Genomic DNA, 25,658 nt, shown 5'->3' with positions numbered 1-25,658 from the left:
CAGGAAATTCCTGTTAGTTATTCATGCCGTCGTAGAAAAAAAAGCGAACCCGTTAAAAATTATGCAGCAATCCGACGCAGGTGTCAAATTCAAGAAGCACCCGCGCCGTGCCACCATATTGTAAACAGCTGTTCCGCCCATTGTGCCGGGGGAAGCTGCAGCCAGTTAGGAATCTCGATCGAATGGAAAAAAACGGCGGCGATAACGGGAAGCGGAACATCTTTTTTCAATGCGCCTTCCGTTTGTGCCCGTTCCAGCAGCTGAATCAGGATCGATTTGATTTTGTTGTGGCCGTCTTCAATAAATTGCCGGTCGCGACGGGCGCGTTCGGACGATGTTTCGTCGATTTTTTTGGCGGCTTCGATCAGCTTGTGAAGATGCTCTTGGCTGAGGAATACGTACAGCAGCTTCTTGATAGCGGTTACCGTGTCGAGGCCCTCAAGCCCTTCGCAGGAGGAGAGCGTTCTTTCCATCGTTCTGCGCATGCAGGCGGCGACGATTTCATCCTTATTGGAATAATATTCGTAAATCGTGCTTCTGGCACCGTTCAGCGCCTCGGACAACGCCTTCAGATGGAAGCCTTCGTATCCGCGTTCGATGATCAGCGCCTCCGTCGCATCCAGCAGCTCTTCTTTTGTAAACGCTCGTTGTCTGGCCACCCTAGGATCTCCCTTCAAAAATAAAATAACCCCTGCTAAGGAAATACCTCGGCAGGGGATAGGGTTTACTTTATTGACGCAGCGGTTTCAACGCGCTGCTCCAAGCCTCGACTTCAGAAAGCATCGCATTCACATTGTCTTTGTGCAATTCGGCCGGCTTGAATGTTGTATAGTTTTCAAAATCCATAAATAAGGACAACGTCGGGTGCGTGCGAACGTCGGCGATTTTCAATTCGCCGCAAATGCCGCGCAAATGCTCGGCTGCGCGTGCCCCGCCGGTCGATCCGTAGCTGACAATCCCTGCCGCCTTATTGTTCCACTCTTCGCGCGCTAAATCAAGTGCATTTTTCAATGCGCCAGTAATGCTGTGGTTGTATTCCGCAACAATAAATACGAAGCCGTCCAAGCTTTTCAGCTTCTCGGACCAAGCTTTGATTCCCGGCTCTTGGCCGTCGGTTTCGCCTAGAAACGGCAATTTATATTCAGCGATGTCGACAATTTCATAATCCGCGTCACCGCGTTGATCCGCGATTTCTTTCACCCATTTGCCGACTTGCGGACTTACCCGTCCCTGACGTGTGCTGCCTAGAATAATGCCGATTTTTAGTTTTGTCATAGGTGTATTCTGTTCCTCCTTAGTTGTAGAAAAGAGTTTACTTAGGATGCCCATTTCGTTCACCTCTCTTGTTGTAATTATTATTTGTTCTATTGTTACTTTTCGTAAGTAATTATATAAATACAAACAACTGTAGTCAAGTAACATAAATTTACATGATGCTTATGAATAAAGCCGTTATTCCGTCGGGATGCTACCATGGATAAAGGATTTGAGCCTATTCGGAAGGAATGAGTATAGAGGGAATTTACAGCCACTCATAATTTTCGTTGCGGATCAGGTGATATGGTTGAACTTCAAATATTTGCACACGTTCGTCAATGTCGTCGAACATCAAGGATTTACGGAAGTATCGCAAGCGATGGGCCTCACCCAATCCGGCGTAAGCAGACAAATCAAAGCGCTGGAGGAAGAAATCGGCCTGCAGCTGCTTTCGCGAACCTCGTCTTCCGTCAAGCCGACCTTAGCCGGCGAAACGGTATATCGTAAAGCGAAGCAGCTGCTTGCGGAGTGGGATCTTCTGCTGGCGGAATGTCACGCTCTGAAGAACGAATGGACCGGACAAATAAAAATCGGCGCCAGCACGATTCCCGCCAGTTATATGCTGCCGGACATAGTAAGGAGGATTCGGGAAAAGCATCCGAAAATCGAATTCGCCATTCGTGCCGAAGACTCGGAAGACGTGCTGACAATGCTGCTGAAGCGCCAAATCGACCTGGCCTTCGTAGGACATCGCATCGAACATGAAGAGCTGACGGGGGAGTATGTCGCTGCGGACATGCTCGTTCTGATCGGGCGCGACGGTCATAAGCCGCTGAGCTCGTTGAAGGACGTTCGGGACGTTCCAATTATTGTACGGGAAAAAGGCTCCGGAACACGCAGGGCGGTGGAGGAGATATTGAACAAATCGGGGTTTTCCTTGGAAACGTTAACGGTTGCGGCCGAAGTCAACAGTACGGAAGCTACGCTTGCCATGGCGGAAGCGGGCGTCGGCTATGCATTCGTCTCCCATTGGTCGATACGGGATGCGTATCGTCCGGGCATTCGCGTGTTCCTCGAGATCCCGACAGACCGCGGCTTTTATTTATACGTACATAAGTCGAGACACTCCCATCCGTTGATCGGACTATTTATGGAAGAAGCGCTGCGCCGGTTCAAATCATAAATTCCCACTTTACAAGCAATCGACCGTAGTGATAAGTTCGTAAAGATGACTTTTTCTCATATAGTGAATGAGAAATAATCATAACGAACCAAATCATTATAGTTAGGGTGATCCGAATGAATCAGGAGCTCGCATCTTCGAAACCTCTCGGAACGGTGCGTCCGAATAAAAAATCCGTTATTTCAATTGCCATATTCCTCATTATTCTTATAGCGGGTTTAGCGTACGTCAAATGGGTGCCTTACTTTCACAAAGCGTTTACGGCGGCGGATACGCATTCGATCGGCGCATCCATCGTGTCCGGCACGGCAGCTACCGCGCCGGCTCCTTCCTGGGAAGCGGCATGGTCTTACGCCGCAGCGTATTACAAGTCGGTTTGGAAAGCCGCGGTTTTAGGTATTTTGCTTGGATCGTTAGTGCAGGTGCTGATTCCGAAGCAATGGCTGATGCGCGTGCTGGGGAAAGCGACCTTCGGCAGTACGGCCATTGCCGGCGCTGCCTCAATTCCAGGCATGATGTGCACCTGCTGCGCCGCGCCGATTGCCGTCGGCTTGCGGAAAAGAAACGTTTCCGTGGGGGCGGCTTTGGCGTTTTGGCTCGGAAATCCGGCCATTAATCCGGCCACGCTCATTTTTATGATGTTCGTGCTCGGATGGAAGTTTACGGCGCTGCGGTTGATTTTCGGGCTGCTGCTCGTATTCGGCGTGAGCTACTTGGCGAATCGCTTAGCGTCGGATGCTGCAATACCTGAGGAAATCGAGAAATCGCAATCCGGCGGTGCGGAAGAAGACCGTCCGATTTGGCGGCGCTGGCTGAGCAGCGTGTGGAAGCTGACGCTGGCGATCGTGCCGGCCTATATCATTGCCGTTCTACTGCTCGGGGCATTCCGGGCTTGGCTGCTGCCGGCCGTCGGCGAAACGGCGTCCTACGGCATTCTTACGATTATCGCGCTTTCGATTGCGGGGATGCTGTTCGTAATCCCGACCGCCGCGGAAATACCGATCGTCCAAACGATGATGTCGTTCGGCATGGGAGCGGGTCCGGCCGCAGCGTTATTGATCACGCTGCCTTCCGTGAGCTTGCCTTCTCTGTTGATGATCAAGAAAGCATTCCCGGCTCGCGTGCTTGTTTTCGTAGCGTCTTCCGTAGTCATTCTGGGAGTCTTGTGCGGCATTGTCGGTTCGTGGGTGTTGTAATCCAGAGGCATCGGTAAAAAAGGACAGCACAATCCTTTCGGGTTCCGCTGTCCTTTTGTTTTGTCCGATTAGTTGAGATGCTCCGCGGGGAGAAGGCCAAGCTCCTTGGCTTTCGTTACTGCGTCAAGTCTTGTTTTTACGTTCAGTTTTTTGAAAATATTCGTGATATTGTATTCCACCGTACGTTGGCTCATCAGCAATTTTTTGGAGATGTCCTTGCTCGGTAAGCCCTTCGATAACGCGAGCAGCACTTCATTTTCTTTCTCCGTCAGGACGATTCTCTCGGCGAAGTGACTCGAACCTTCCGCTACGACTCCGATTCTCCTCAATTGCCTGACAAGGGAAACGGGAAGCAGCATGTCGTTGCGCATTGCGCACCTGATCGAAGTGATCAATTGGTCTTTTGTCCCCGTTTTGGACACGAAGCCTGCCACGCCGGTTTCGATCAGCATGTTAAAATGGGGAGCGATATCGAAGCCGGAGTAAATGACGATCCGCGCTTCCGGCTGTATCGATAATATTTTCTTGGAAAGCTCGACTCCATTCATCGCCGGCATATATAAATCCAATAAAAAGAGATCGTACTTATGGAACTGAATCCGATGAAGCACCTCGAACGGGTCGGTTTCCATTTCGACTATCATATCGTTTTCTTGTTCGATTAGCGCTTTCGTGCCTTCCGCGACCGTCGAATGATCGTCTATCAACAACACTTTAATCAATGAAGGCAGCCACCATTCTCGATAATTTTACAGGTATTTTGATTTTTACGGAAACGCCGCAATCCAATGAGGAGGAAAACTGAACGCTGCCTTCCAAGCTTTGCACCCTCTTTTGGATCCCCGATATCCCCAGATGGCGTAGAGGAGCTTTCAGTCTTTCCAGTTCAAAGCCTTTCCCGTTATCGCTGTACTCGATCGCCATATAGTCTTCTTTTTCTTTTCTTATATGAAAGCGCACCAATGAAGCGTCCGAATGCTTCATTGTATTGTTAAGAAGCTCCTGGACGATTCTATAGATGCCCAGCATCTGTTCTTCGTTTAGTTCATAGTCGTTCTCTTCCGATTGAAAGGATATTTCAAAGTTTCCGTTAAATTGAGTGACGTGATCGAACAAATTTCGAAGCACCTCGATAATTCCGGTTTCCCGGAAGAAGGGAGGCCGAACCTCATTGCATATATTGCGGATTTGGTGGATGCAGTCCAATAACCCTTCCGATATTTGGACAAGGTCTTCCGTAACGCCGCTTGGCTCGGTTGGCTCCGACATATTTTCCAGCTTGCGATACCAATGTATGAGCGTTTGCAGCACGGAATCATGCAAGTCGCCGGAAAGCTGAAAACGTTCCTTCTCCGACAGGTTGAATAATAATCTTAACACCCATACCGGCGTTTCTTTCGTTTCTGCAATGGCTTGAAGCTGCTCGATCAGCTGTTCGATCTGCTGTAAATTGTCGTACAAAATACGGACGTAATGAATGATCGTTTCTAACCACAGCCTGTCGTCCTCGCTTATTTGCGGAGTAAGCAGTGTAAAGCCTAGAAAAAACGAACGGTCGATCGTTTCCCCGATTTTCACAAAGTACTGATTACGGATATTTAGCAGCGTACCGATCGAGATATCGTTCTGGAGCTTGGAAATAATTTGATAGTCTGCAAGAACACCGCTGCCTGCTTCGGCTACGACGGTATTCGTTTCTTTCGAGATGTGAAAAATTCGTGCGGCTTGCGCGTCCATTACTTCCATCACTTCCAGAAGCAAGCGCCGCTCCAAATCGGCGCTTTTCATAATTTTCGTAAGGTCGCCGGAAAAGTGATTCAGGCTCGATTGCAGCACTTTATATCTTTGCTCGCTCTTCCGCAACGCGATTTCCGTCTGTTTCCGATCGGTTATATCTCTAAGAACGACTACGGCCAAAGTAATTTCTCCATCCTCGTCCGGTACAGGCATGGCTTTGGCTTCCATAAATACGACACTGCCGTTTCTATGATAAGCCCTGTAATCGCACAAAATCGAGGACTTGGAGTTTACCACTTCCTTATGCAAGTTTTCGACCAAGGCTTGGTCATCGACATGAATGTGGTTGAACGCGGTTTTCCCTAAAAACTCACTCTCATCATAGCCCATCGTCTTCTTGATGCTTGGGGTGACATAAGACACAATCCCGTTGTTCTCGACAAAAAGAATAATATCCGTCGTATTCTCCGCTATGATTTTCAGTACGTCCACATGCTTCAGATTAGAGAAACCCATCGGTTATCGTCACCTCAGAACAGTTGTCTTAACTCCGTATTCAGTTTCCCTAAATTTTCGGACAACGTATTAATTTCCTCGATGGCTTCAAATTGCTCGTCTATCGTTCCTGTTACGCTTTGAATATTGGAGGCTGTCGTTCTCGAAATATTCATCATTTCCACTACCGAGGCCGCAATCTGTTCCGCTCCGGCAGATATTTGTTCCGAAACCGCCGATATCTCGTGAATTTGGACAGCTACGTGTCTGGAGGCGCCCACAATAGCGGAGAACGTATGGCTCGTTTGCTCGACTCGTTCCAGCCCGACCTGCACCTGCTTCAAGACTTCCTCCATCGATTGAATGGAAAGCTGCACTTGATGTTGAATTTCTTTAATAATAACAGAGATTTCTTTCGCGGAGTCGGACGATTGCTCGGCGAGCTTCTTTACTTCCGTTGCGACAACGGAAAATCCTCTTCCGTGCTCTCCCGCGCGAGCCGCTTCAATCGCTGCATTCAAAGCAAGCAAATTCGTTTGGGAAGCAATATCGGCAATCGTTGTCACGATCTTGCCGATATTGGCGGAATGATCGCCGAGCGTCTGGATGACCTCCGAGGAGCGATTGGCGGAATGATGAATATAGCCCATCTGTTCGGTTACCAGCTCCAACGATTGCGTCCCCTTTGCCGCTTCGTCCGAGGACTTCAGCGAGAATTCGTGCACCGTCGTCGCCGATTCGGCAATTCGTTGAATCCCTTGAGCCATCTCTTCCATAGCGCGAGCGGATTGTTCGGTGGAGGCGGAAAGCTGGATGGCTCCTTGAGATATGACTTCGTTGGCCTCCTTGATGTTCGTAATTCCGTCTTTGCTGGCAAAGGCCATAGCCTCCAAAAGTTCGGAGTAGGAGGAGATCTGATCCATTTGTCGATGCAGCTCCGTTAGGATCGGGTTTTTCTCCGGCGGAGCAACCGCGGCTGTGTCCCGATTCCGTGAAAATGTCGCAAGCCATTTAGTTATCATGTAAGACGCCACCCCGTATATAATTCCGATTAAACTGTTCCAATTCCATCGGCTTTCCGAACAAGTATCCTTGCATCAAACGACAATCGATCTGCTGCAAAATTTCCTTCTCGCTTTCATCTTCTACACCTTCTACGATGACGGAAATGTTTAATTGCTTGGCGAGCGATAGGATCGATTTGATGATTTCCCTCGACGTTCTCGATTGAATGTCCCTCACAAAGGAACGGTCGATTTTAATATATTGGCAATGCATCTGTGTCAAATATCCTACGGACGCGTAACCGACCCCAAAATCGTCGATGGACAGCTTTACGCCGAAATCGGACAATTCTCTTAATGCCGCGAAAGCGTTGCCGTAATGAAATAGATTTTCCGTCTCCGTAATTTCAAGCACTAAATCGCCCGGCTCTATATTTGCTTGCCTCAGCGCTTTGTATACTTTGTCGGTATACTGCAAATCCTCCAGCTGCATGGGCGATACATTGACGGCTGCCGTTATGCGTAATCCTTGCGCGTGCCATCGGTTTACCTGCATGCACGTTTTTGTCAATACCCATTCTCCCAAAGGAACGATGAGTTCCCATGTTTCGGCGATCTTGATGACCTCCGCAGCAGGAATGTTGCCGAGAGTGCGGTGGTTCCAGCGAATTAACGCTTCGGCGCTTACGATTTTCTGCGTGTAACAATCGATGATGGGTTGATAGAATATGGTAAGCAACTCTTGTTCGAGGTCTTCCTTAAGTTGCCGTGCAAGATTCCGCAAACATTTCCTCCCCTTGTTGGTAACCTGATTTGAAAAAAGGCGCCTTTCAACGGCCGTTGAAAGAACGCCTTACCGCGCACCTCAGCTTATATGGAATCCAGGAATCGATCGGCCTCTTCCACCGAAGCGAATGTGTCCGTATTCAGATTGTCTCCTTTTAATTTCTGCGATACGAGCGATTTCATCAGCATTTTATTGACGACCGTTACCACGCGCTTAGGGGAGCGATTCGCAAGATATTGACGAAGCTCGCCCAATTTATCGTTTACGTCGGCAGGCGAAGCTTCTCCTTGGGAATAGTCCATTACGACTGTAAACCCGGGTTTTGCCTGGTCAATCACTCTCTTGCCGCCCTCGATGAATTCGTCCGTATGCTCCATCCGCATCATGCCGATCACGGACGTGTAGATTCGATTCTTGCCGGAGTCGTACTTATGTGTGCCGGAATACATGTCTTTGTCACCTTTTCTATCATGATTTTAAGCTTGCGTTCGCTGGATTCATTATATCGAATCGGCACTTGGTCCGAACCGTAAATGTGCTGTACGCCGCCCGCCGATTTTTTGCGGTTTTCCCGCAAGCCGATTGCACTAGAAAGCATACGAGGCCGCTAGGTCGATGACCTGCAGCCTCGAATATTCAGACTCGATTTACTTTCCGACAAGTTCGCAGACTACTTCTACATGCGACGTGTGGGGGAACATGTCGACGGGCTGGATGGAGGCGATTGTGTAGCCTCCGTCCAGCAGCACCTTGGCGTCTTTGGCCAAGGTGGCGGGGTTGCACGAAACGTAGACGATCCGTTTCGGCTTCGTGCGCGTGAGCGCGTCGAGCAGCCGCCGGTCGCAGCCGGAGCGCGGCGGGTCGACGACGGCCACGTCGGGCTTGTACCCCGCTTGGGCCCATTGCGGGAGCAGCTCCTCCGCGAGGCCGGCGTAGAACGCGGCGTTCGCGACGTTGTTGCGCTGCGCGTTGCGGCGCGCGTCCGTTACGGCATCGGCGACGGCCTCGATGCCGCGCACCTCCTTGGCGGCGTCCGCCAGCCATAGGGAGATGGTTCCGACGCCGCAGTAGGCGTCGACTACGCTTTCGGCGCCGGTCAGCGCCGCGGCCTTCTTCGCCGCGTCGTACAGCCGAACCGTCTGCGACGGGTTCAGCTGGAAGAACGCGCGCGGGGACAGCTCGAACGTCAGGCGTCCGAGACGTTCCTCCATGCGCTCGTCGCCCCAGACGACGCGCGTATGGTCGCCGAACACGAGCGGCGTGTCGGCGGGGTTGACGTTGTGCGCGATCGACACAACGTCGGGGAGGCGCGTGCGCACTTCGCGCACGAGCGCGCGCTCCGACGGCAGCTCGCTGCCCGTCGTGACGAACGTGAGCTGCATCGCTCCCGTCGCAAACGACGCCCGCGCCACGATCGTGCGCAGCGCGGAAGCGGCCGTCTTCGGCGCGGCCGCATGTCTCGCCGCGGGCTTGCCGCCCGCCGCAGCCGTGCGCGCCGCGCTCGCGCGGACCGCGTACTCGCCGTCCTCCGGCTCGGCGGCGGAAGCGCCGCGGTACCGCGCAGGGTCCGCCACCGGAAGCTTCAGCGCCGCGACGATTGTCTTCACCGTGCGCAGCGTATCGTTCACCTTGCCGTGCTGCACCGGGCAGCCGGTAATGTCGATCAATCGCCGGGAGCCCGGCGAGTACAACCCGGCCAGCACGTCGCCGCCCGACATGCCGATTTGCAGCTGCGCCTTGTTCCGGTAGCCGGAAGGCTCCTCCATGCCGATGATCGGAAGGAGGGGGAGCGTCTCGCCCGCAATGCCCGCATACCGGTAGAACGCCTCCCGGACGATTTCTTCCTTCTCCTTCAGCTGTCCTTGATACGCCATATGCTGAAGCTGGCAGCCTCCGCATTGTTCGTACATCGGGCAGAACGGAGTCGTCCGGTGCTCCGACGGCCGCTCGATTTGGAGCGTCGTCGCGTACAGCAGCTTCGGCTCCGCCCGCGTAATTTTCGCCTTCACGACCTCCCCGGGAAGCGCCCCTTCCACAAATATCGTCTTGCGCTTGTAATAACCGACGCCTTCTCCGTTGATGCCGAGCCGTTTGATCGTCACCGCAACGGTATCGCCCGGCTGTAACCGGTCCGCTTCCGCCGCCGTTATTTTCGCACTCGCCGGTCCCGCTTTTTGTTTCGGTTTCCCTTTATTGCCGTATTCTTCACGTTTGCCGCGCTTGTCCACTTCGCCACTTCTCCGATCTTTGATGGCCTGTCATGTCTCACTTTATCACAAATTGCTTCACTTCTAAAAATATCGTATTATAAGATATAATCGTCAGAAACGAAGGTGTTGCATTAGATGGATCGAGTGCCGGAAATCGCTAAGCATTTTGCGCAAATTTATTACTATACCCATCGACCGCATGAGGAGGCGCTGCCGCACCAAGCCGTGCGCCTTCTTCAGCATCTGGAAATGCGCGGCGCTCTGACGGTGGGGGAGCTCGCCGGGCTGCTCGGCGTGAACCATAATACGGCGTCGGAGCATGTGAAACGGCTGCAAAAGGATTCGCTGCTCACGAAAGAGCGGGATCGAAGCGACGAGCGCAAAGTGTTCGTCAAGCTGACCGAGGAGGGGCTGGCGAAGCTGCATCGGCATTCCAGGCCGGATGAGGAGCGGCTTAAGGCGGTATTGGAACGGATGAAGACGGAGGAACGGGAAGCGGTTGCGCGTGCGTTCGCTAGGATTGCAGAGGAGGCGCAGGAATGTTTTTCTTCATAAAAATCGCATCGTCCGCACTCGTGATCGGATTGATCACGGAGCTGGCGCGCAAGCTGCGGAAGGTCGGAGGAATCGTGGCGGCCATGCCGCTCATTACGATCATCAGCTTGTTTTGGTTATGGAAGCAGGGGCAAGGGCCGGAAGAGCTGGGGCGGTTCGCCGGCGGGGTGCTGTACGGCATGCCGGCGACGCTGGCTTTTTTGGGGGCGGCGGCGTTCGCGCTGCACCGGTCGCTGCCGCTGTACGTCGCGTTGATTGCCGGAGCGGCGGCATGGGGGCTATGGCTGCTCGTTCAATCGTTCTTGGTCAAATGGTGAGATACGGCAAGGGGGCGCATAAGCGGCGTCTCCTTTTTTGATGGAAGACAAGAAAAAACGGTTGACGAAACGGGCATATGGCTTTATTATTTGAATGGTTATGATAATCATTCTCAGTGCAATTGAAAGGGAGATTTTTTTGATCACTCCGACCATTCGATGGAAAATAACGGCCGCCCTGCTTTCTTGCGGATTGCTGCTGGCGGCCTGCGGAAATAACGGCGCTCCCGACGCCCAATCGGCAGGAGCGGATGCGCCATCGGAAGCCGGGCAGCAACCAGGCTCCGAAGGGACGGGCTCTTCCGAGCCGGACAGCGAAGCGATCGAGCTGTACCATCAATACGTCATTGACCAAACGGATCAATTCGTGAAAGATACGCAAGCCTTCGCAGACGCCGTGAAGGCGGGGGAGATCGAGCGGGCGAAAGCACTTTACGCTCCGGCGCGCATGTATTTCGAACGGATCGAGCCGATCGCCGAGTCGCTCGGCGATTTCGATCCTTGGATCGACGCCAGAGAAGGCGACGTGCCGGACAGCGAATGGAGAGGGTTCCATCGCCTGGAGAAGGCGCTTTGGGCAGACAACTCTACCGAAGGCATGGAGGCGGTGGCGGATCAGCTGCTCCAAGACGTGAAGCAGCTCCGCGTGAAGGTGGAAGGCGTGGAGATCGATACGTCCATGCTCGTGGTCGGCGCCGTCGAGCTGCTGAACGAGGTTTCTTCCAGCAAGGTAACCGGCGAAGAAGAACGTTATTCCCATACGGATCTATACGACTTCGCGGCGAATGTGGAAGGGGCGCACGAAATTTTTAAAGTGCTGCAATCTTCCGTAGAAGCGCAGGACCAGGAGCTGTCGGCGGAGATCGCCAAGCGTTTCGACGAGCTTGAAGCGGCGCTTGCGCCGTATCGTCAAGGTGACGGCTACGTCGCCTACACGGAGCTGAAGGAAGATGAGGTCAAGAAGCTGAGCCAAGCCATCGACGCTCTGGCTGAGCCGCTGTCGCAAATCGGCGCGGTTGTGGGGGGATAACGCTTGAAAGCATCCGAGAATAACGTCGGCGGAAAGCCGGCGATCAATAGACGCCAATTTCTAAAAATGAGCGCTGCCGGTGGCCTAGGGTTGCTTCTAGGCGCCGGAGGCATGAAGGGGCTGGACATGATCGGCGGCGGCAGCCCGTCGGCATCGGCATCTGCATCGGTTTCGCAGGACCCCGATGCCGTGATTCCGTTCTATGGGCCGCACCAAGCCGGCATCGTAACACCCATGCAGGATTTCGTCTGCATGGGTGCCTTTGATTTGACGGCGGGCGATCTCGCCGAGGTGAGAAAGCTGTTTCAGGCTTGGACGGCCGCTTGCGCAAGGCTCTCCTCCGGGGAGGGCGTCGGCGAGGAAAGCGGCCATATGCTCGTTCCGCCTGCCGACACGGGGGAGACGATGGGCTTGCGCCCGATGCGCACCACCGTCACCTTCGGGGTCGGCCCGTCCTTTTTCGATCATCGCTTCGGACTGTCCGCCAGTCGGCCTTCCAAGCTGATCGACATACCGCCGTTCAAACGCGACGAGCTTCGGGACGAATGGTCCCACGGGGACGTAATCGTTCAGGTTTGCGCCGACGATCAGCAGGTTGCATTTCACGCGCTTCGCAACTTGGCGCGCATTGCCCGCGGCAAAGCCGTGCTTCGATGGATGCAGCAGGGCTTCCAACGAACGGCCGGCTCCGGTCCGAGCGGCGCGACCCCCCGGAACTTGTTCGGGTTCAAAGACGGCACGAACAATCCGAACGTTGCGGACGAGCAAACGGCCAAGGACGTGATTTGGGCGGAAGCCGGAGACGGCACGCCGTGGATGGACCAAGGGACGTATATGGTCGTACGGCGCATTCGCATGAGAATTGAAGTATGGGACAGGACCACCCTCGGCGAGCAGGAGGCGACGTTCGGCCGGCACCGGGACACCGGGGCGCCGCTCGGCAAGGCGAATGAATTCGATCCCGCGGATTTTTCGATGACGGGCGATAAAGGCAAGCCGGTCATCCCTGCCAATTCCCATATGGCCATAGCGCACATGGGCGGCAAGGTGAAAATTCATCGCAGAGGCTATTCGTATTCCAACGGCATCGACTTCAAAACCGGGCAGCTGGATGCGGGGCTGCTGTTCATTTGCTATAACCGGGATCCGGCGAACCAATTCGTGCCGATCCAAACGAAGCTGGCGGAAAGCGATAAGCTGAACGAATATACAGAGCATGTGGGCAGCGGAATTTATGCTTGTTTCCCGGGTGCGAAGCAAGGCGGTTACATCGGTGATACGTTATTTTAAAAGCCGAAAGTGGGAAACCAAATGAAACGAATAGCCATCATCCTTTGTACCATTGTATTGGTTCTGCTTCCTGCAGCCGCCATTTGTTCGGCGGAGCCCGGGGAAACTGCGCAAGCGGTTCATAACGAGCTGATTTCTTTGTCCAGCGACGCGCTGATCAGCGCCGGAGACGCCGATTGGCCGAAGGCGGAAGAAGCGGTGGCAGGCTTGGAGGCGGCGTTCCTGCGGCTCGGCGGCGCTGCCGATTCGGAGCTTGCCGAGCGCGTGAACGCCGCTTTGACGGAGGCGGAAGCGAAGCTGGCCGCGGCGGACAGCGATCCGAAGGCGGCCTATAAGGCGGTTTCGGCGCTTGTCAAGGCGGTCGACGCCTATGTGTCGGCGGACGGTCAAGGCAATGAGGCAGGGCAAATTCATGAAAATATAAAGCCGCTCCTTGCGGCGTTGAACGATACGTTATCGTTCGTTCAAGACGGCGACTGGTCCGGAGCGAAAAGCAGCTACGACGAATTTGTATCCGCCTGGGGGAAAGCGGAGGGCGCGATTCGCAGCGAGGATTCCAAGCTGTACGGCTTGATTGAAGTGAAGCTGAGCGGAGTGCGCATCGCGCTGCAGTCGGAATCCCCCGACGGAACGAAAACGGAAGAGAAGCTGACGGAGCTGATCTCCGTTTTGGATGACTATGCCGAAGGCCGGGCGGTTACGGCTGCGGTTGCTGCGAATTCGGCAGGCGCCGCTGGGAAGGCGGGCTCCATAGCCGAACTGATTGCGTTAGTTCAATCGGTGCAGGGCGACATCGAGCAAGGGGAAGCCGGAGCAGCCTATTCGAAAATGGAGACGTTCATCTCCTCTTGGCCTGACCTCGAGGGAGAGGTGCGCACCCGCTCGGCGCAAGCCTATACCAACGTTGAAAGCGAAATGATCGCATTATCGAGCTTGCTCGCCTCGGATACGCCGGATGCTGAGAAGGCGAACGGCGCGGCGGAGCGGCTCATTCAAGAGCTCGAGCCTTACGCTGCAGCTTCGGCTTATACGGCGTGGGATGCTTTCGCGATTTTGTTTCGTGAAGGGTTGGAATCGATTCTCATCGTCGCGGCGCTGCTGGCGCTGCTGAAGCGTTCCGGCCACGAGGACAAACGCGGCTGGATTTGGTCCGGCGCCGCTGCGGGCATTGTCGTCTCCGCAATCTTTGCCATGGTTTTGACGACGGTTTTGTCGAACTTGTCTACGGGAAGCTCCCGCGAGCTGGCGGAGGGGGCGTTCAGCCTGATCGCCGTTCTGTTTATGGTCACGGTCGGCGCATGGCTGCACGGCAAATCCAATTTGAAAAATTGGAATCGTTTCGTGGAACGGACGATCGGGGCGTCGCTGGCCGGCGGGGCGCTTTGGTCGCTGGCGATTACCGCTTTCTTGACCGTGATGCGGGAAGGGGCGGAGACGATCATTTTTTATATCGGCATGGCCCCGTCGATCGCGCTGAAGGATTTGTTGGTCGGCATCGGAGCCGCTGCGCTTGTTTTGGCCGCGATCGCCTTCGCCGTCTTGAAATTAAGCGTGCGGATTCCGATCTCGCCGTTCTTCCGCATTGCAGGCCTGCTTATGTACTATATGGCGTTCAAATTTACGGGAGTGGGCGTCCATGCGCTGCAGGTGTCCGGAACGGTTCCGGCTCATAAGGCGGCATGGCTGCCCGAGGTTCCGTCACTGGGTGTTTATCCTACGTGGGAGAGCGCGGTCCCGCAGTTGATTGTACTGCTTATCGTCATCGGCACGATCGTACGCGTAGAATGGGCGAAAGCCGGCCGCGGGGAAGCCGTTTCCGGCGATGCGCCTGCATAGGCGGTTAATAACTTTATTTGCTGCGGCTAAAAAGAGCTCGTAAATGCGGGCTCTTTTTTCTATATTAGGGGTAGTCTCAATGTAATATTAGCCGGAAAGCGGTGAACATGATGCTTAGCATGCTGGTAGTGGACGACGATACATTCGAACGGGAGGGCGTGAAGTTTCTAGTTTCTAAATACGATCTTCCTCTGAACCTTGCGGAAGCGGACAGCAGCGAGAAGGCATTGCAGTATATTGCGAGCCATAAGATCGACATCCTGCTGACCGATATTCGTATGAACGGAATGGACGGCCTTGACCTGGCCCGGAAGGCGCGGGAGCGGGACGAGACGATCAAAGTCATTATCATGAGCGCATACGGAGAATTCGAGTATGCCCAGCGGGCGATCGATGTGCAGGCGATCCGGTATATTTTAAAGCCTGTCGAGGTCAACGAATTTCTGAAGGTCATGTCGCAGGTCATTCAGTTATGCGAGGAAGAACGGAATGCGATGGATCAGTATAGGATGCTCGAAGAAGGATATCGGAAAAGCGTCAAATACGAGAAGCAAAAACGGGTGACAGACTTGCTTCATGGAAATGCGGTTGAAAAGACTTACGAGTTGTTTTTGCCGATGCTTCCGTCGAAGGGCTGCCATAGCGTAAGGCTTGTCCTGCTGGATACGAAAAGCCGCTTCTTCGACCTGTTTGAGCTTGATTTCGAGAAGGCTCTTGCGCAAGTGATCCGGGATCGATTTGACCTCGTGCATTTAAATCCGTTCCAAAGCTTGCTGTTCGTCGATGCAAGCAAGGAGAAGTCCGAGGATTTGCAACTGTTCGGCGAGACAATCGCCCGATGGTTCAAACAAACCTACGATCGCGATGTAAACATTGTGATTGGCGGTCTATTGGACGATGCGGAACAGTTTCATGCCGTTTTTAACGAAATAGAGGCGGTCCTCGAAAAGAAGTTTTTTTATCATGAGGGAGCCGTGCTGTTTGTTAACCCGTTCCCCTTGCAAGGAGAGCAGGCTTTTTCCATTGACGAGGCTTTGGCGGGTTTGTTGTCACTGATTCAACGGCGGCAGTTTGATATGGCGAAAATTCATTTTGAACAATTCATAGATGTGCTTCACGGCAGTGACCGCTTCTCGGCGGTTTATATTAAATATCTTTGCGCGGAAATTGTGAAGGCGGTGTTCGAGCTGTCGGCGCGCAAGGAGGTCGAAGCGTTCGAACTGTGCCTCGAGCAAATATATAAGACGGAAACCTTGAACGGCCTCAAAGGGTGGATGCAGTCGTTTTTTGAACAAAACGAACCGTCCCGGGCACGATCCACGGAAGCGATGCGCAAAGTAATTGAGGATGTTGTCGCGATGATCGAGAATGAATACGGCTCGGACCTGTCGCTTGAGTCCCTTGCGGAACGCGTATACCTTAGCCCCAGTTACCTAAGCCATTTGTTTAAAAAATCGAAGGGCATCAGCATCAACAAGTATATTACGTTATTCCGCATGGAGCGGGCGCGGCACTTGCTGCTTACGACGAATCAGAAAATTATACATATCAGTCAATCCGTCGGTTATGCAAATGTCCCCTATTTCAGCTCCTTGTTCAAAACCCATTTCGGCAAGACCCCGTCCCAATTCAGAGAGGAGATTGGGTCATGAGGCGCTTGGTCGACAAGCTGTTCAACCGGCTGCGGTTTAACCAGAAGCTGTTCCTCTCCTACCTGACGGTCATCATTATTCCGATTCTGGTGCTCGGCATGTATGCGTACCGCCAGTCGTTGGAAATGCTGGAGTTTCAAGAACGGCAGGCTGTTGCAAGAAGCGTCGACACATTATCGGAAAGCATGAACAGCAAGCTGGAGCAGTACAATTACACGATTCAATCGATGGCGTATAACCGAACGTTCCAAAGAATTGTCGCCAACGATTATTTGGACCTCGTCAATTTGTCGCGGGATTTGAACGAGTATTTAACGCCTTATTTCAACATGATGATGATGATGGACAAGCAAATTAAAAAAATTACCTTCTATACCCAAAGCGACGTGCCCGAATACGGAGATTCGGTGTACTCCTATGAGCGCGTGAAGGACGAGGTTTGGTATGCGGAAACCGTCTCGGGCGAGGGGAGCGGATGGTATTTTGTCGACGATGATGTGATTGTGGTCAAGCGATTTCCCCGCTTTTTCTCGGATCCTTACACGAATGTAGTGGCGGTCCGTATTCGCAATGAGAGCTTATTCCGGAACATGCCGGATGTCATGAACGAATACGGCGTCATGTTGTCCGATGGCCACAACCGCCTCTTATACGCAAATCGAAACGCTGCCGGCTACGGACCTCCCGAAACGTTGGAGGCGCTTCTTCGGATGGAAGGGAAGGCGTTGATCAACGGCACGGATATGATGATTGTAAAGAAGGCGATTCCGGAGACCGGCTGGATGATCCATAGCTTCGTGCCCGATCGTCATAGCTCGCGGCAAGCGGGTTCAATCATTAATGCAACGTTCATTGTGATCGCTTCGTGTATCGTTTTTTTGCTCGTCATCATCTCGATTTTCTCCCGAACGATGATCCGGCGCATTCATAGGCTGAACTCGTTGATGAAACGGGTGGAGAACGGCGATTTGAAGCTTCATGTGAAAAGCAGCTCAAGAGATGAGATCGGGGAATTAACGAACCGATTCGGCAATATGATTATTCGCCTCAACGAACTGATTGAGGAATCGTATGCCGGCAAAATCATTCAGAAGGAAGCGGAGCTTAAAGCGCTGCAATCGCAAATCAGGCCGCATTTTTTATACAATACGTTATCGTTCATGAATTGGGAGGCGGTGAAAAGCGGGCAGCGCGTCATCAGTCATGTCGCCACGACGCTCGCCAAATTTTACAGAACGTCGCTGAATAAGGGGGACAACGTTATCCCGATCAGGGACGAGCTGGACAATGTGAAGTCGTACCTCGATATTATTTTGGTCATGAACGGATACAGCTTTGACGTGCGGTATGACATTGACGACGAGGTATATTCCTATTCGATGTTAAACCTTATTCTTCAGCCGCTTGCGGAGAATGCCGTCATCCACGGGGTAAATAAAAAGGAAAGCGGCAGAGGCATGCTTCAACTAAGCGCCAAGCTTGCGGATCGAAGGATCGAATTTACGATTGCGGACAACGGGCCGGGGATGGACGAGGAGACTCGCAATCAGCTGTTGTCCAGACAGTCCAACGGGTACGGGTTAAAGAACGTCCATAAACGGCTTCAGCTGTTTTTCGGCGCCGAATACGGAATCGAGGTTCGGAGCGAATCGGGGAGCGGGACGACGATGAAGGTATCGATTCCTCAATATATCGAAACACCGTAAAATATTGAACGATTTCGAAAATATTTGATAATTTCAGGCCTGAAGGAGCCTGCTATAGTAATAGTAACAATTGAAAGCGCATACAAAAGGGGTGGTTTAGAGGGATGAATCATACGGCTTCACCGGTCCGATCCGAGATCGGCGCGCCGCAGCAAGCGGGACGTTGGAAGCGATGGAAGAGGTATCGGTCACTGCTTATCATGCTGATTCCCGGCATGCTATATTACGTCATTTTTCACTATCTTCCGATGTACGGTGTCGTGCTTGCGTTTAAGGATTTCAAAATAACGCAAGGCATTCTTGGGAGCCCCTGGGTTGGCCTCCATTGGTTCGAGAAGGTGTTTTCGGATTCCTATTTCTTCACCGTATTAAAAAATACGATGATCATCAGTCTTTACAAGCTGATCTTCGGCTTCCCGGTTCCGATCTTGTTTGCCTTGCTGCTCGGCGAAATTTCAAACGTGAAATTTAAAAAGGCGGTCCAAACCGTCTCCTATCTTCCGCATTTTATTTCGTGGGTCGTTTTGGCAGGCATTTTTTTCACAATCTTTTCTATGGAAGGCCCGATTAACATGATACTGGGCTGGTTCGACGTCAATCCGATGCTGTTTTTAGCGGATGACCGTTATTTCCGTTCGATTCTGGTCCTTACGAGCATCTATCAAGGCTTCGGCTGGGGCTCGATCATTTACTTCGCCGCGATATCGAACATCGACCCTCAATTATATGAAGCCGCTGTGATCGACGGGGCCGGCCGCTTTAAACGAATGTTCTATATCTCCATACCGATGCTGGTTCCTGTAATCGCGATTATGCTCATTTTGTCCATGTCCGGCATTCTGGACGCGGGCTTCGACCAAATCTTCAACATGTACAATCCGAGGGTAATGAACGTCTCCGATATTATTGACACGTATGTGTATCGGCGAGGGCTGGTGGAGATGGATTACAGCTATGCGACCGCGGTGGGATTGTTTAAGGCGGTTGTAGCTCTCATCCTCATACTTACCGTCAATCGGATCGTGAAGTGGATCGGCGGAAAGGACCATGCGTTATGGTAATGCGCACATGGGGAGGCCGCTCGCATGCTTAACATCAAAAAATCGTTCGGCGACAAAGTGTTCGATGTGTTTCTCTACTTCGCCCTATTGTTTATCGCGTTTATTACGATTTATCCGTTCTGGACGCAGGCGGTCATATCGCTCGACGGCGCCGGCGCCGACAGTGCCGCTTACTCTTCAGGCTTGATCCTCTTCCCGACGGAGCTGACCTTCGAAAGCTACAAACTGGCGATGAAGTTCGACGCGCTCTGGTCCGGATACACAAATACGCTGCTCCGTACCTGCATCGGAGTCGCGCTGTCCATCTTCTTCACGGCGCTTACGGCTTATCCGCTGGCCAAGCAGGATTTGCCGATGAACCGGATCTTTACGGCGATCATCCTCTTTACGATGCTGTTCGGCGGAGGAACGATCCCCAATTACTTGCTGATTAAAGAGCTGGGATTATTCAATACGGTATGGGCGTTAGTGCTTCCCGGAATGGTCTCCGCGTTCAACGTACTGATTATGCGCAACTTCTTTCGCGCCATACCGGAGGAGCTGGAGGAATCGGCGAGGGTGGACGGAGCCGGCTATGCCCGGATTTTCACTCAAATCGTCATCCCGCTGTCAAAGCCTGTGCTCGCCACGGTGGCGTTATGGGTGGGAGTCGGACACTGGAACGCCTGGTTCGACAGCATGATTTATATTACGGATCCGAACAAACAGGTGCTGCAGGTTGTGCTTCGCAAAATTATTATTCAGAACAATATGACCGACATCAATTCCGTAATTCAAAACCTGGGTACGAAGACCGTGTTTTCGGGCAGACAGCTGCAAGCGACTGTCATTATGTTTTCGGTCATACCGATGCTGATCGTGTACCCGTTTATCCAGAAGTACTTTGTGAAAGGCGTTATGATCGGCGCTATTAAGGGATAGCTCCCTTTAATAGAAAACTTGACGGGGAAAGGATGATTGGGTTGAAAAAGGGGACGTATTGGCGGTTAGGAATCATTTCTCTCGTGCTGGTTGTCTTATTGGCCGGCTGTTCGCAGGGGGGGAACCAGGCGGGCGGCGAGGAAGAAAAGCAGAATGACAGTCAGACCTCGGAAGCGGCGAACGGGGACGGTGCAGGCGGAACAAGCGAGCCGAAAGAAACGACGGTGCTGAAGTTTTGGAATCTCGACGGCAACGCGCTTGACGGTTCGTACGGCGTGAAGGCCGTAGAAGAAAAGTTCGGGGTCGAAGTCGAATTCGTCCCCGCGGCGAGAGACACGTTTTCGGAAACGTTAAATCTTCAGATCGCCTCCGGCGACATTCCGGACTGGTGGAAGGAGCCGTCTTTCCCCGACTACGACAAGTTTCTGCAGCAGGGCGTCGCGGCGGAAATTCCGCAGGAATATATCGAGGAGCACATGCCGAAGTACGTTTCCTGGCTGAAGCGGTATCTGGGGGACGACCCGTACAAATATGTAAGAAGGGACGGCAAAATATACGCTTTGCCCGTGCTTTGGGATATCGGCATTGACGGACTTCAGCTCGGCTTCCGCGAGGACTGGCTGAAGAAGGTGGGCATCAATGAAACGCCGGATACGCTGGAGGAGACGGAAGCGGCGCTCACGGCGTTCCGGAACGAAGACCCGGACGGGAACGGAAATAAGGACACATACGGCATTACGGGCTCCGCCGGAAACGTTGAGTCTATGTTCAGCTCGGTATTCGGCGCTTTCGATGCCTATCCGAACATATTCCAAGAAAGAGACGGCAAAATCGTCCGCGGCGAAATCGAGCCGGGCGCCAAGCAGGCGCTGGAGGTGCTGAAGCGCTGGTACGACAACGAGCTGATCGATCCGGAATTTGTCGTCAACAAGGGCAACAACGTCGAAGACAAAGTATTGACGGACAAAGTCGGAGCCGTGGAGTATTATTGGTGGTCGTTCCTTCCGGGAAGCGCGTTCCTTGGGGGAGAGTCGTGGTACGACAAGATGAAGGCGAAACATCCTGACTTTAACTGGGCGACCGTAGGCGGTGTGAAAGGACCCGATGGGAAATACGGCATTTCCCAATATCATCCGAGCTTCGCTTCCGGCGTCATGTTCGGCAAGCATCTCAACGAGGATCACGACAAGCTGATTAAATACTTGCAAGTATTTGAAGCGTCCATGTTCGAGCCGGAAATCTACGAGAAGCTGCAGTTCGGCGAGAAGGATAAGACTTGGAAATTCAATGACAAAGGTCTTGTTGAATTTATCCCTCCTTATGACGACGAGCAAGAGAGAAAGAAGGCAGGCATTGGCGGTTATTCCATGCCGGGATCGTTCAACGACTACGATTTCCAAACGTCCTACACGTCGGAGGAAAGCTTGCGCGAACTGGCGAAGGAAACGAGAGCGAAGGGCGCGAGAGTGATCGATATTTTGGCTCCGTTCAACAAGCCGGTTTATAACGAATACCAGGATAAATTGGAGCAATTTACGCTGCAAACGTTCGTAGACTTTATTACCGGACGGAAATCGCTCAACGACTTCGACAAGTTTGTGGATGAGTGGAAACGGATGGGCGGGGACAAAGTGATGGAAGAGGCTCAGAAAATTTACGAGGAAAGCTATAAGTAATTCATTACTTCAAGCAAGGAGTATACGAATCTATGAAGCGTTTGCGTACGAAGCACTTCGAGCTTCAACTGAACGGCGACGGAATGTTCACGGGGCTGCAATCCGCAGACACCGGGAAGGATTATTCGTATTCGTCCGGAGCCGGCACCTTCCCGTTGATCCGCATCGTAAGGAACGAAACGGTGGAGGAGCCCTCCTCGTGCGGCTATAACGAAAACCTTCGCCTGTTCTCGTTCGAGTTTAAGGGCAGCGGCACGCAAATAGAGGTTAAGGCCGAAGAAAAGCTCTTGTATATCACATTTGAGATCGGGAGTATTTCCGGAGAGGCCCCAGATGCTTTATTATGGGGCCCTTTCGCCACCTCTATAGCGGGCTCTGTCGGCGAGTCGGTAGGCGTCGTGCATGACGGCGAGTTTGCGGCGGGCATTCAAGTGTTGAACGAGAAAACGATCGGCGGGTTCCCGAGCGACGTTCCGCAGCCGCACATGGTACCATACCCCGATGCAAAGATGGAATATTGCGGCTGTGCCGCTTGGCCGCTGGAGAACGGCAGCATGCTGCAGGCTTACGTTAGAAACCGGACGAAGCCGTCAAGGCGAACGGTATGGAACGTGCCTGACGCAGCGGTATCGCCGATGGCCGGGTTCGATGCGGAAATCGAAGGCTCGAAAATTGCGCTGTTCGGTTGTCCGGTCGCAAATGTGCTTGAGATCATCGAGGCGATCGAGCTCGGGGAAGGCTTGCCGCATCCGACAATCGAAGGCGTATGGGGCAAAACGTCGCCGGCGGCCAATCAATCGTACTTGATCACGGATTTTTCGGAACGGACGATTAATACTGCGGTGGAATATGCCAAAAAAGCCGAGCTGCGGTATGTTTACCACCCCGACCCTTTCGCCAACTGGGGACACTTTCAATTGAAACCGGACTTTTTCCCGAACGGCGATGACAGTCTGAAAGCTTGCGTAGAAGCTGCGGAGCGGGAAGGGGTTCATGTAGGGGTTCACACGCTGTCCAATTTTACGACATTGAACGACCCTTATGTGACTCCTGTGCCTGACGAGAGGCTGCAGCGGGTAGGCGTGTCCCGGTTGGCCGCTGCGGCGGAGGCGGGGGACACGGAAATCACGGTGGACGACCCGCAGCCGTTCCTCGTTAATTTGTATCGACGAACCGCCGTCATCGGCGGCGAGCTGATCGAATACGACAGCGTGTCCGAAGGCGCCCCGTGGAAGCTTCAAGGGTGCAGACGGGGCGTTAACGGCACAGCCCCGATGGCTCATGCTGCCGGCGAAGAGATCGGCAGACTGTGGGATCATCCGTATGATGTGTTTTTTCCGAATTTGGATATGCAGGATGAGTATTGTGACCGAATCGTAGAGCTGTTTCGCGGCACCGGAGTGCGGCAAATATCGTTCGACGGGCTGGAGGGCGTTTATGCCACGGGCCATGAGGATTACGCGGTCAGCCGTTTCGTAAAGCGGTGCTTCGACGGGTGGAAGCAAGAAGTAATCAACGATGCCAGCCTCGTTGTAACAAACTATTTATGGCATGTGCACACACGTTTTAATTGGGGCGAGCCGTGGGGAGCGGCGACACGGGAAGGGCAGCTAAGCTGGCGTTTGCACAATCAGCGGTATTTCGCCCGAAACTTTATTCCGCGCATGCTGGGCTGGTTCCTCATTCGGTCCGCTTCGGACAAATTCGAGGCGACGACGCCGGATGAAATCGAATGGGTTTTGTCCAAGGCGGCCGGGTTCGACGCGGGGTTCGCTTTAGTCGCCGATCTGGCGGTGCTGCAGCGCAACGGCAACGCGGATGCGCTGCTTGGCTTAGTGCGCGAATGGGAAACGGCGCGTCGGCGGGGAGCGTTTACTAAGGAGCAGCGGGAACGGATGGAGGATCCGAAGAGCGATTGGCATCTGGAGCCGGCCGGAGAGGGACGCTGGAGTTTGTGGCCGATCGAGATCTCGAACCCGCTTGTCTGTAACCCTGAAGAGCTGCAGCCGGGGCAGCCGGGAGGAGCCGACTGGGCATTCTACAACAAGTACGGCGAGCAGCCCTTAAGGTTTTGCTTGAAAGTGATTCCGTCCTACGGGAATGAAGAGGCTTGGGTCAGCCGGCCGACGTTTCAAGCGAGCGGGGAATATATCACCTTCGAGACGGACGTGCACGCGGGTCAATATCTCGTGTGCGATGGCGACGGTATCGGCAAAGTATACGATAATAACTGGAACCTTGTGAAGACAGTTGCGGCGACTGCAGACGCGCCAACGCTCAAAAGCGGCGGGCAGACGATTTCGTTCAGCTGCAGGTTTGGAGGAAACCCGAAGCCTTCGGTTTCTGTGAAGCTGTTTACCCGGGGAGAGCCGGAAAACGTAGGTGGATGACTTAGGTAAGCAAGTCAGGTGCGGATATATGGAGCGGGGGCCATTCTTCGCCATATATCCGCATTTTGTTACAATATTATGGGATAACGGCGAGTTATTGCGTGCGTATAAGCCCCAAATCATTTACTTGGTCATGAAATAGGGGACTAACGGGAGAGAAGGTTCCGTTGTTTCTTGCACGCTCGAAATAATCCCTCTTGAAATCGCTTTCGCAGTCGTATATACTAAGCACTAATTAATGAAATCGATTTCCAATAAGGCGGTAAGATGGCATGGACGTAAAAATTCGAGATGTGGCGCTGCGGGCGAACGTGTCTCCGACAACGGTTTCCAGAGTGCTGAACGGGAATCCTCGCGTCAAAACCAGCACGCGGGAAAAGGTGCTGAACGTGATCGAGCAGATGAATTATGTTCCCAATGCAGCCGCCAAAAACTTGCGCTCCCAGCGGACGATGACGCTCGGGGTGATCGTGCCCGACGTTCGCGTTTCCTTCTTCGGCGAAATATTGAAGGGCATCGAAATACGCGCTTACTCCGAGAAATATAAGGTCGTCATTTGCGATACTCAGAACGACCCGAACCGGGAAGCGGAGTATTTGGGGCTGCTCAGCGACCGAAGCGTCGACGGAATGATTCTTATCGTCCCGATGCTGGACGCGGTCGATTTAGGCCCTTATTTGGACCGGGGGTATACGATCGGGATTATCGGCAGCGCGCCGGAGCACGAAAACCTGCTCAACGTGCACACCGACAATATGAAGGCGGCTTGCGAGGCTGTCTGCCATTTGATCGAGACGGGGCACAAGGATATCGCGTACATCAGCGGTCATCCGAACGCCTCGGACAGCTACGACCGGCTGGAGGGCTACATTCGGGCGCTTCGCGAGCATGCGATTCCGTTTCGCCCGGAGCTGCTCGATGCCGGAGGGTTTTCGGAGGAAGGCGGGTATGAAGCTTTCTATAAGCTGATCGAAAGGAACATCCCGTTTACGGCCGTTTTTTGCGCGAACGACGAAATGGCGCTCGGCGTATATAAAGCATGCGCGGAGCTGAATTTGCGCATTCCGGAGGACGTCGCTGTCGTAGGCTTCGATAACGACAGGGTTACCGGGTATTTATCGCCGGCGCTGACGACCGTGCATCAGCCGAAAATCGAGATGGGCGAAGAAATTGCCGCAATGATGATCCGCTTGCTGCACGACGAAAAAATCGAATCGAGAGTGAAAAGGCTGGATTCCGTACTGATCAAACGGGATTCGACCAAGCTGTCCGAAACGCCGGAAAACCGGTGACCGCATCGTTTTTGCACAAATTGAAATCGATTTCCTACATACGATGCGAGAGGACAGGCCTAA

22 protein-coding genes are annotated in these 25,658 nt (G+C 53.2%); 14 read left to right on the top strand and 8 right to left on the bottom strand.

Annotated elements, in window-relative coordinates:
- Positions 1-89: 89 nt before the first annotated feature.
- Together PT964_RS20310 and PT964_RS20305 are read right to left on the bottom strand one after the other, a co-directional pair.
- Positions 90-659 (bottom strand): TetR/AcrR family transcriptional regulator, encoded by a 570-nt coding sequence (locus PT964_RS20310; protein ID WP_274365183.1) that lies wholly within the window; start codon positions 657-659, stop codon positions 90-92.
- Between the two features lie 70 nt (positions 660-729).
- Positions 730-1,329: an NADPH-dependent FMN reductase gene (locus PT964_RS20305; RefSeq protein WP_274365182.1), complete on the bottom strand. Its 600-nt coding sequence runs from the start codon at positions 1,327-1,329 to the stop codon at positions 730-732.
- Between the two features lie 235 nt (positions 1,330-1,564).
- On the opposite strand from PT964_RS20305, the gene PT964_RS20300 reads away from it, so the two are divergent.
- Both PT964_RS20300 and PT964_RS20295 read left to right on the top strand, forming a co-directional pair.
- Positions 1,565-2,440 (top strand): selenium metabolism-associated LysR family transcriptional regulator, encoded by an 876-nt coding sequence (locus PT964_RS20300; protein ID WP_274365181.1) that lies wholly within the window; start codon positions 1,565-1,567, stop codon positions 2,438-2,440.
- Between the two features lie 116 nt (positions 2,441-2,556).
- The gene (locus tag PT964_RS20295) at positions 2,557-3,636 is read left to right on the top strand and encodes a permease (protein ID WP_274365180.1); all 1,080 of its coding nucleotides are present in this window, start codon (positions 2,557-2,559) and stop codon (positions 3,634-3,636) included.
- A gap of 68 nt (positions 3,637-3,704) precedes the next feature.
- Here the strand turns inward: PT964_RS20295 and PT964_RS20290 are convergent, their stop codons facing one another.
- The 6 genes from PT964_RS20290 to rlmD form a co-directional block, all read right to left on the bottom strand.
- Positions 3,705-4,349 carry a response regulator transcription factor gene (locus tag PT964_RS20290; RefSeq protein WP_274365186.1) on the bottom strand — a complete coding sequence of 215 codons (645 nt, stop codon included), beginning with the start codon at positions 4,347-4,349 and terminating at the stop codon, positions 3,705-3,707.
- Between the two features lies 1 nt (position 4,350).
- The gene (gene dptG, locus PT964_RS20285) at positions 4,351-5,889 is read right to left on the bottom strand and encodes a DNA phosphorothioation-dependent restriction protein DptG (protein WP_274365179.1); all 1,539 of its coding nucleotides are present in this window, start codon (positions 5,887-5,889) and stop codon (positions 4,351-4,353) included.
- 14 nt (positions 5,890-5,903) lie between these two features.
- The gene (locus PT964_RS20280) at positions 5,904-6,890 is read right to left on the bottom strand and encodes a methyl-accepting chemotaxis protein (protein WP_274365178.1); all 987 of its coding nucleotides are present in this window, start codon (positions 6,888-6,890) and stop codon (positions 5,904-5,906) included.
- The gene (locus PT964_RS20275) at positions 6,880-7,656 is read right to left on the bottom strand and encodes an EAL domain-containing protein (RefSeq protein WP_274365177.1); all 777 of its coding nucleotides are present in this window, start codon (positions 7,654-7,656) and stop codon (positions 6,880-6,882) included. Before PT964_RS20275 ends, PT964_RS20280 begins: the two co-directional genes overlap by 11 nt.
- Positions 7,657-7,742: 86 nt before the next feature.
- Positions 7,743-8,108 carry a hypothetical protein gene (locus PT964_RS20270; protein ID WP_274365176.1) on the bottom strand — a complete coding sequence of 122 codons (366 nt, stop codon included), beginning with the start codon at positions 8,106-8,108 and terminating at the stop codon, positions 7,743-7,745.
- Positions 8,109-8,306: 198 nt separating this feature from the next.
- Positions 8,307-9,887, bottom strand: a complete 1,581-nt coding sequence (rlmD, locus tag PT964_RS20265) for a 23S rRNA (uracil(1939)-C(5))-methyltransferase RlmD (RefSeq protein WP_274365175.1) — start codon at positions 9,885-9,887, stop codon at positions 8,307-8,309.
- A 117-nt stretch (positions 9,888-10,004) separates the two neighbouring features.
- On the opposite strand from rlmD, the gene PT964_RS20260 reads away from it, so the two are divergent.
- The 12 genes from PT964_RS20260 (at position 10,005) to PT964_RS20205 (ending at position 25,595) form a co-directional block, all read left to right on the top strand.
- On the top strand, positions 10,005-10,424 hold the full coding sequence (locus PT964_RS20260) for a MarR family winged helix-turn-helix transcriptional regulator (RefSeq protein ID WP_274365174.1): 420 nt from the start codon (positions 10,005-10,007) through the stop codon (positions 10,422-10,424).
- Positions 10,409-10,741: a DUF3147 family protein gene (locus PT964_RS20255; RefSeq protein WP_274365173.1), complete on the top strand. Its 333-nt coding sequence runs from the start codon at positions 10,409-10,411 to the stop codon at positions 10,739-10,741. Before PT964_RS20260 ends, PT964_RS20255 begins: the two co-directional genes overlap by 16 nt.
- Before the next feature lie 142 nt (positions 10,742-10,883).
- A complete protein-coding gene (efeO, locus tag PT964_RS20250; protein ID WP_274365185.1) occupies positions 10,884-11,771 on the top strand; it encodes an iron uptake system protein EfeO in 888 nt (295 codons plus the stop codon).
- A 3-nt stretch (positions 11,772-11,774) separates the two neighbouring features.
- Complete coding sequence (gene efeB / locus PT964_RS20245; RefSeq protein WP_274365172.1) at positions 11,775-13,061, top strand: iron uptake transporter deferrochelatase/peroxidase subunit; 1,287 nt, start codon at positions 11,775-11,777, stop codon at positions 13,059-13,061.
- Positions 13,062-13,082: 21 nt separating this feature from the next.
- Positions 13,083-14,897, top strand: coding sequence for an FTR1 family iron permease (locus tag PT964_RS20240; RefSeq protein ID WP_274365171.1), 1,815 nt, complete (start codon positions 13,083-13,085; stop codon positions 14,895-14,897).
- A 107-nt stretch (positions 14,898-15,004) separates the two neighbouring features.
- Entirely contained in the window at positions 15,005-16,549 is a 1,545-nt protein-coding gene (locus PT964_RS20235) for a response regulator transcription factor (RefSeq protein WP_274365170.1), read from the top strand.
- Positions 16,546-18,255: a cache domain-containing sensor histidine kinase gene (locus tag PT964_RS20230; RefSeq protein ID WP_274365169.1), complete on the top strand. Its 1,710-nt coding sequence runs from the start codon at positions 16,546-16,548 to the stop codon at positions 18,253-18,255. Before PT964_RS20235 ends, PT964_RS20230 begins: the two co-directional genes overlap by 4 nt.
- Before the next feature lie 104 nt (positions 18,256-18,359).
- Entirely contained in the window at positions 18,360-19,316 is a 957-nt protein-coding gene (locus tag PT964_RS20225; RefSeq protein ID WP_274365168.1) for an ABC transporter permease, read from the top strand.
- 24 nt (positions 19,317-19,340) lie between these two features.
- Positions 19,341-20,237, top strand: coding sequence for a carbohydrate ABC transporter permease (locus PT964_RS20220; RefSeq protein ID WP_274365167.1), 897 nt, complete (start codon positions 19,341-19,343; stop codon positions 20,235-20,237).
- Positions 20,238-20,269: 32 nt separating this feature from the next.
- On the top strand, positions 20,270-21,913 hold the full coding sequence (locus PT964_RS20215) for an extracellular solute-binding protein (protein WP_274365166.1): 1,644 nt from the start codon (positions 20,270-20,272) through the stop codon (positions 21,911-21,913).
- A gap of 32 nt (positions 21,914-21,945) precedes the next feature.
- A complete protein-coding gene (locus PT964_RS20210; RefSeq protein WP_274365165.1) occupies positions 21,946-24,303 on the top strand; it encodes a hypothetical protein in 2,358 nt (785 codons plus the stop codon).
- A 272-nt stretch (positions 24,304-24,575) separates the two neighbouring features.
- Positions 24,576-25,595 (top strand): LacI family DNA-binding transcriptional regulator, encoded by a 1,020-nt coding sequence (locus PT964_RS20205; protein ID WP_274365164.1) that lies wholly within the window; start codon positions 24,576-24,578, stop codon positions 25,593-25,595.
- Positions 25,596-25,658 lie beyond the last annotated feature (63 nt).

Origin of the sequence: Paenibacillus thermotolerans, assembly GCF_028745515.1 — a bacterium.
In the GTDB taxonomy this organism is placed as follows: Bacteria; Bacillota; Bacilli; order Paenibacillales; family YIM-B00363; genus Paenibacillus_AE; species Paenibacillus_AE thermotolerans.
Note: the sequence above shows the minus strand (reverse complement) of the source record. Positions and strands in the feature narration are given on the sequence as shown.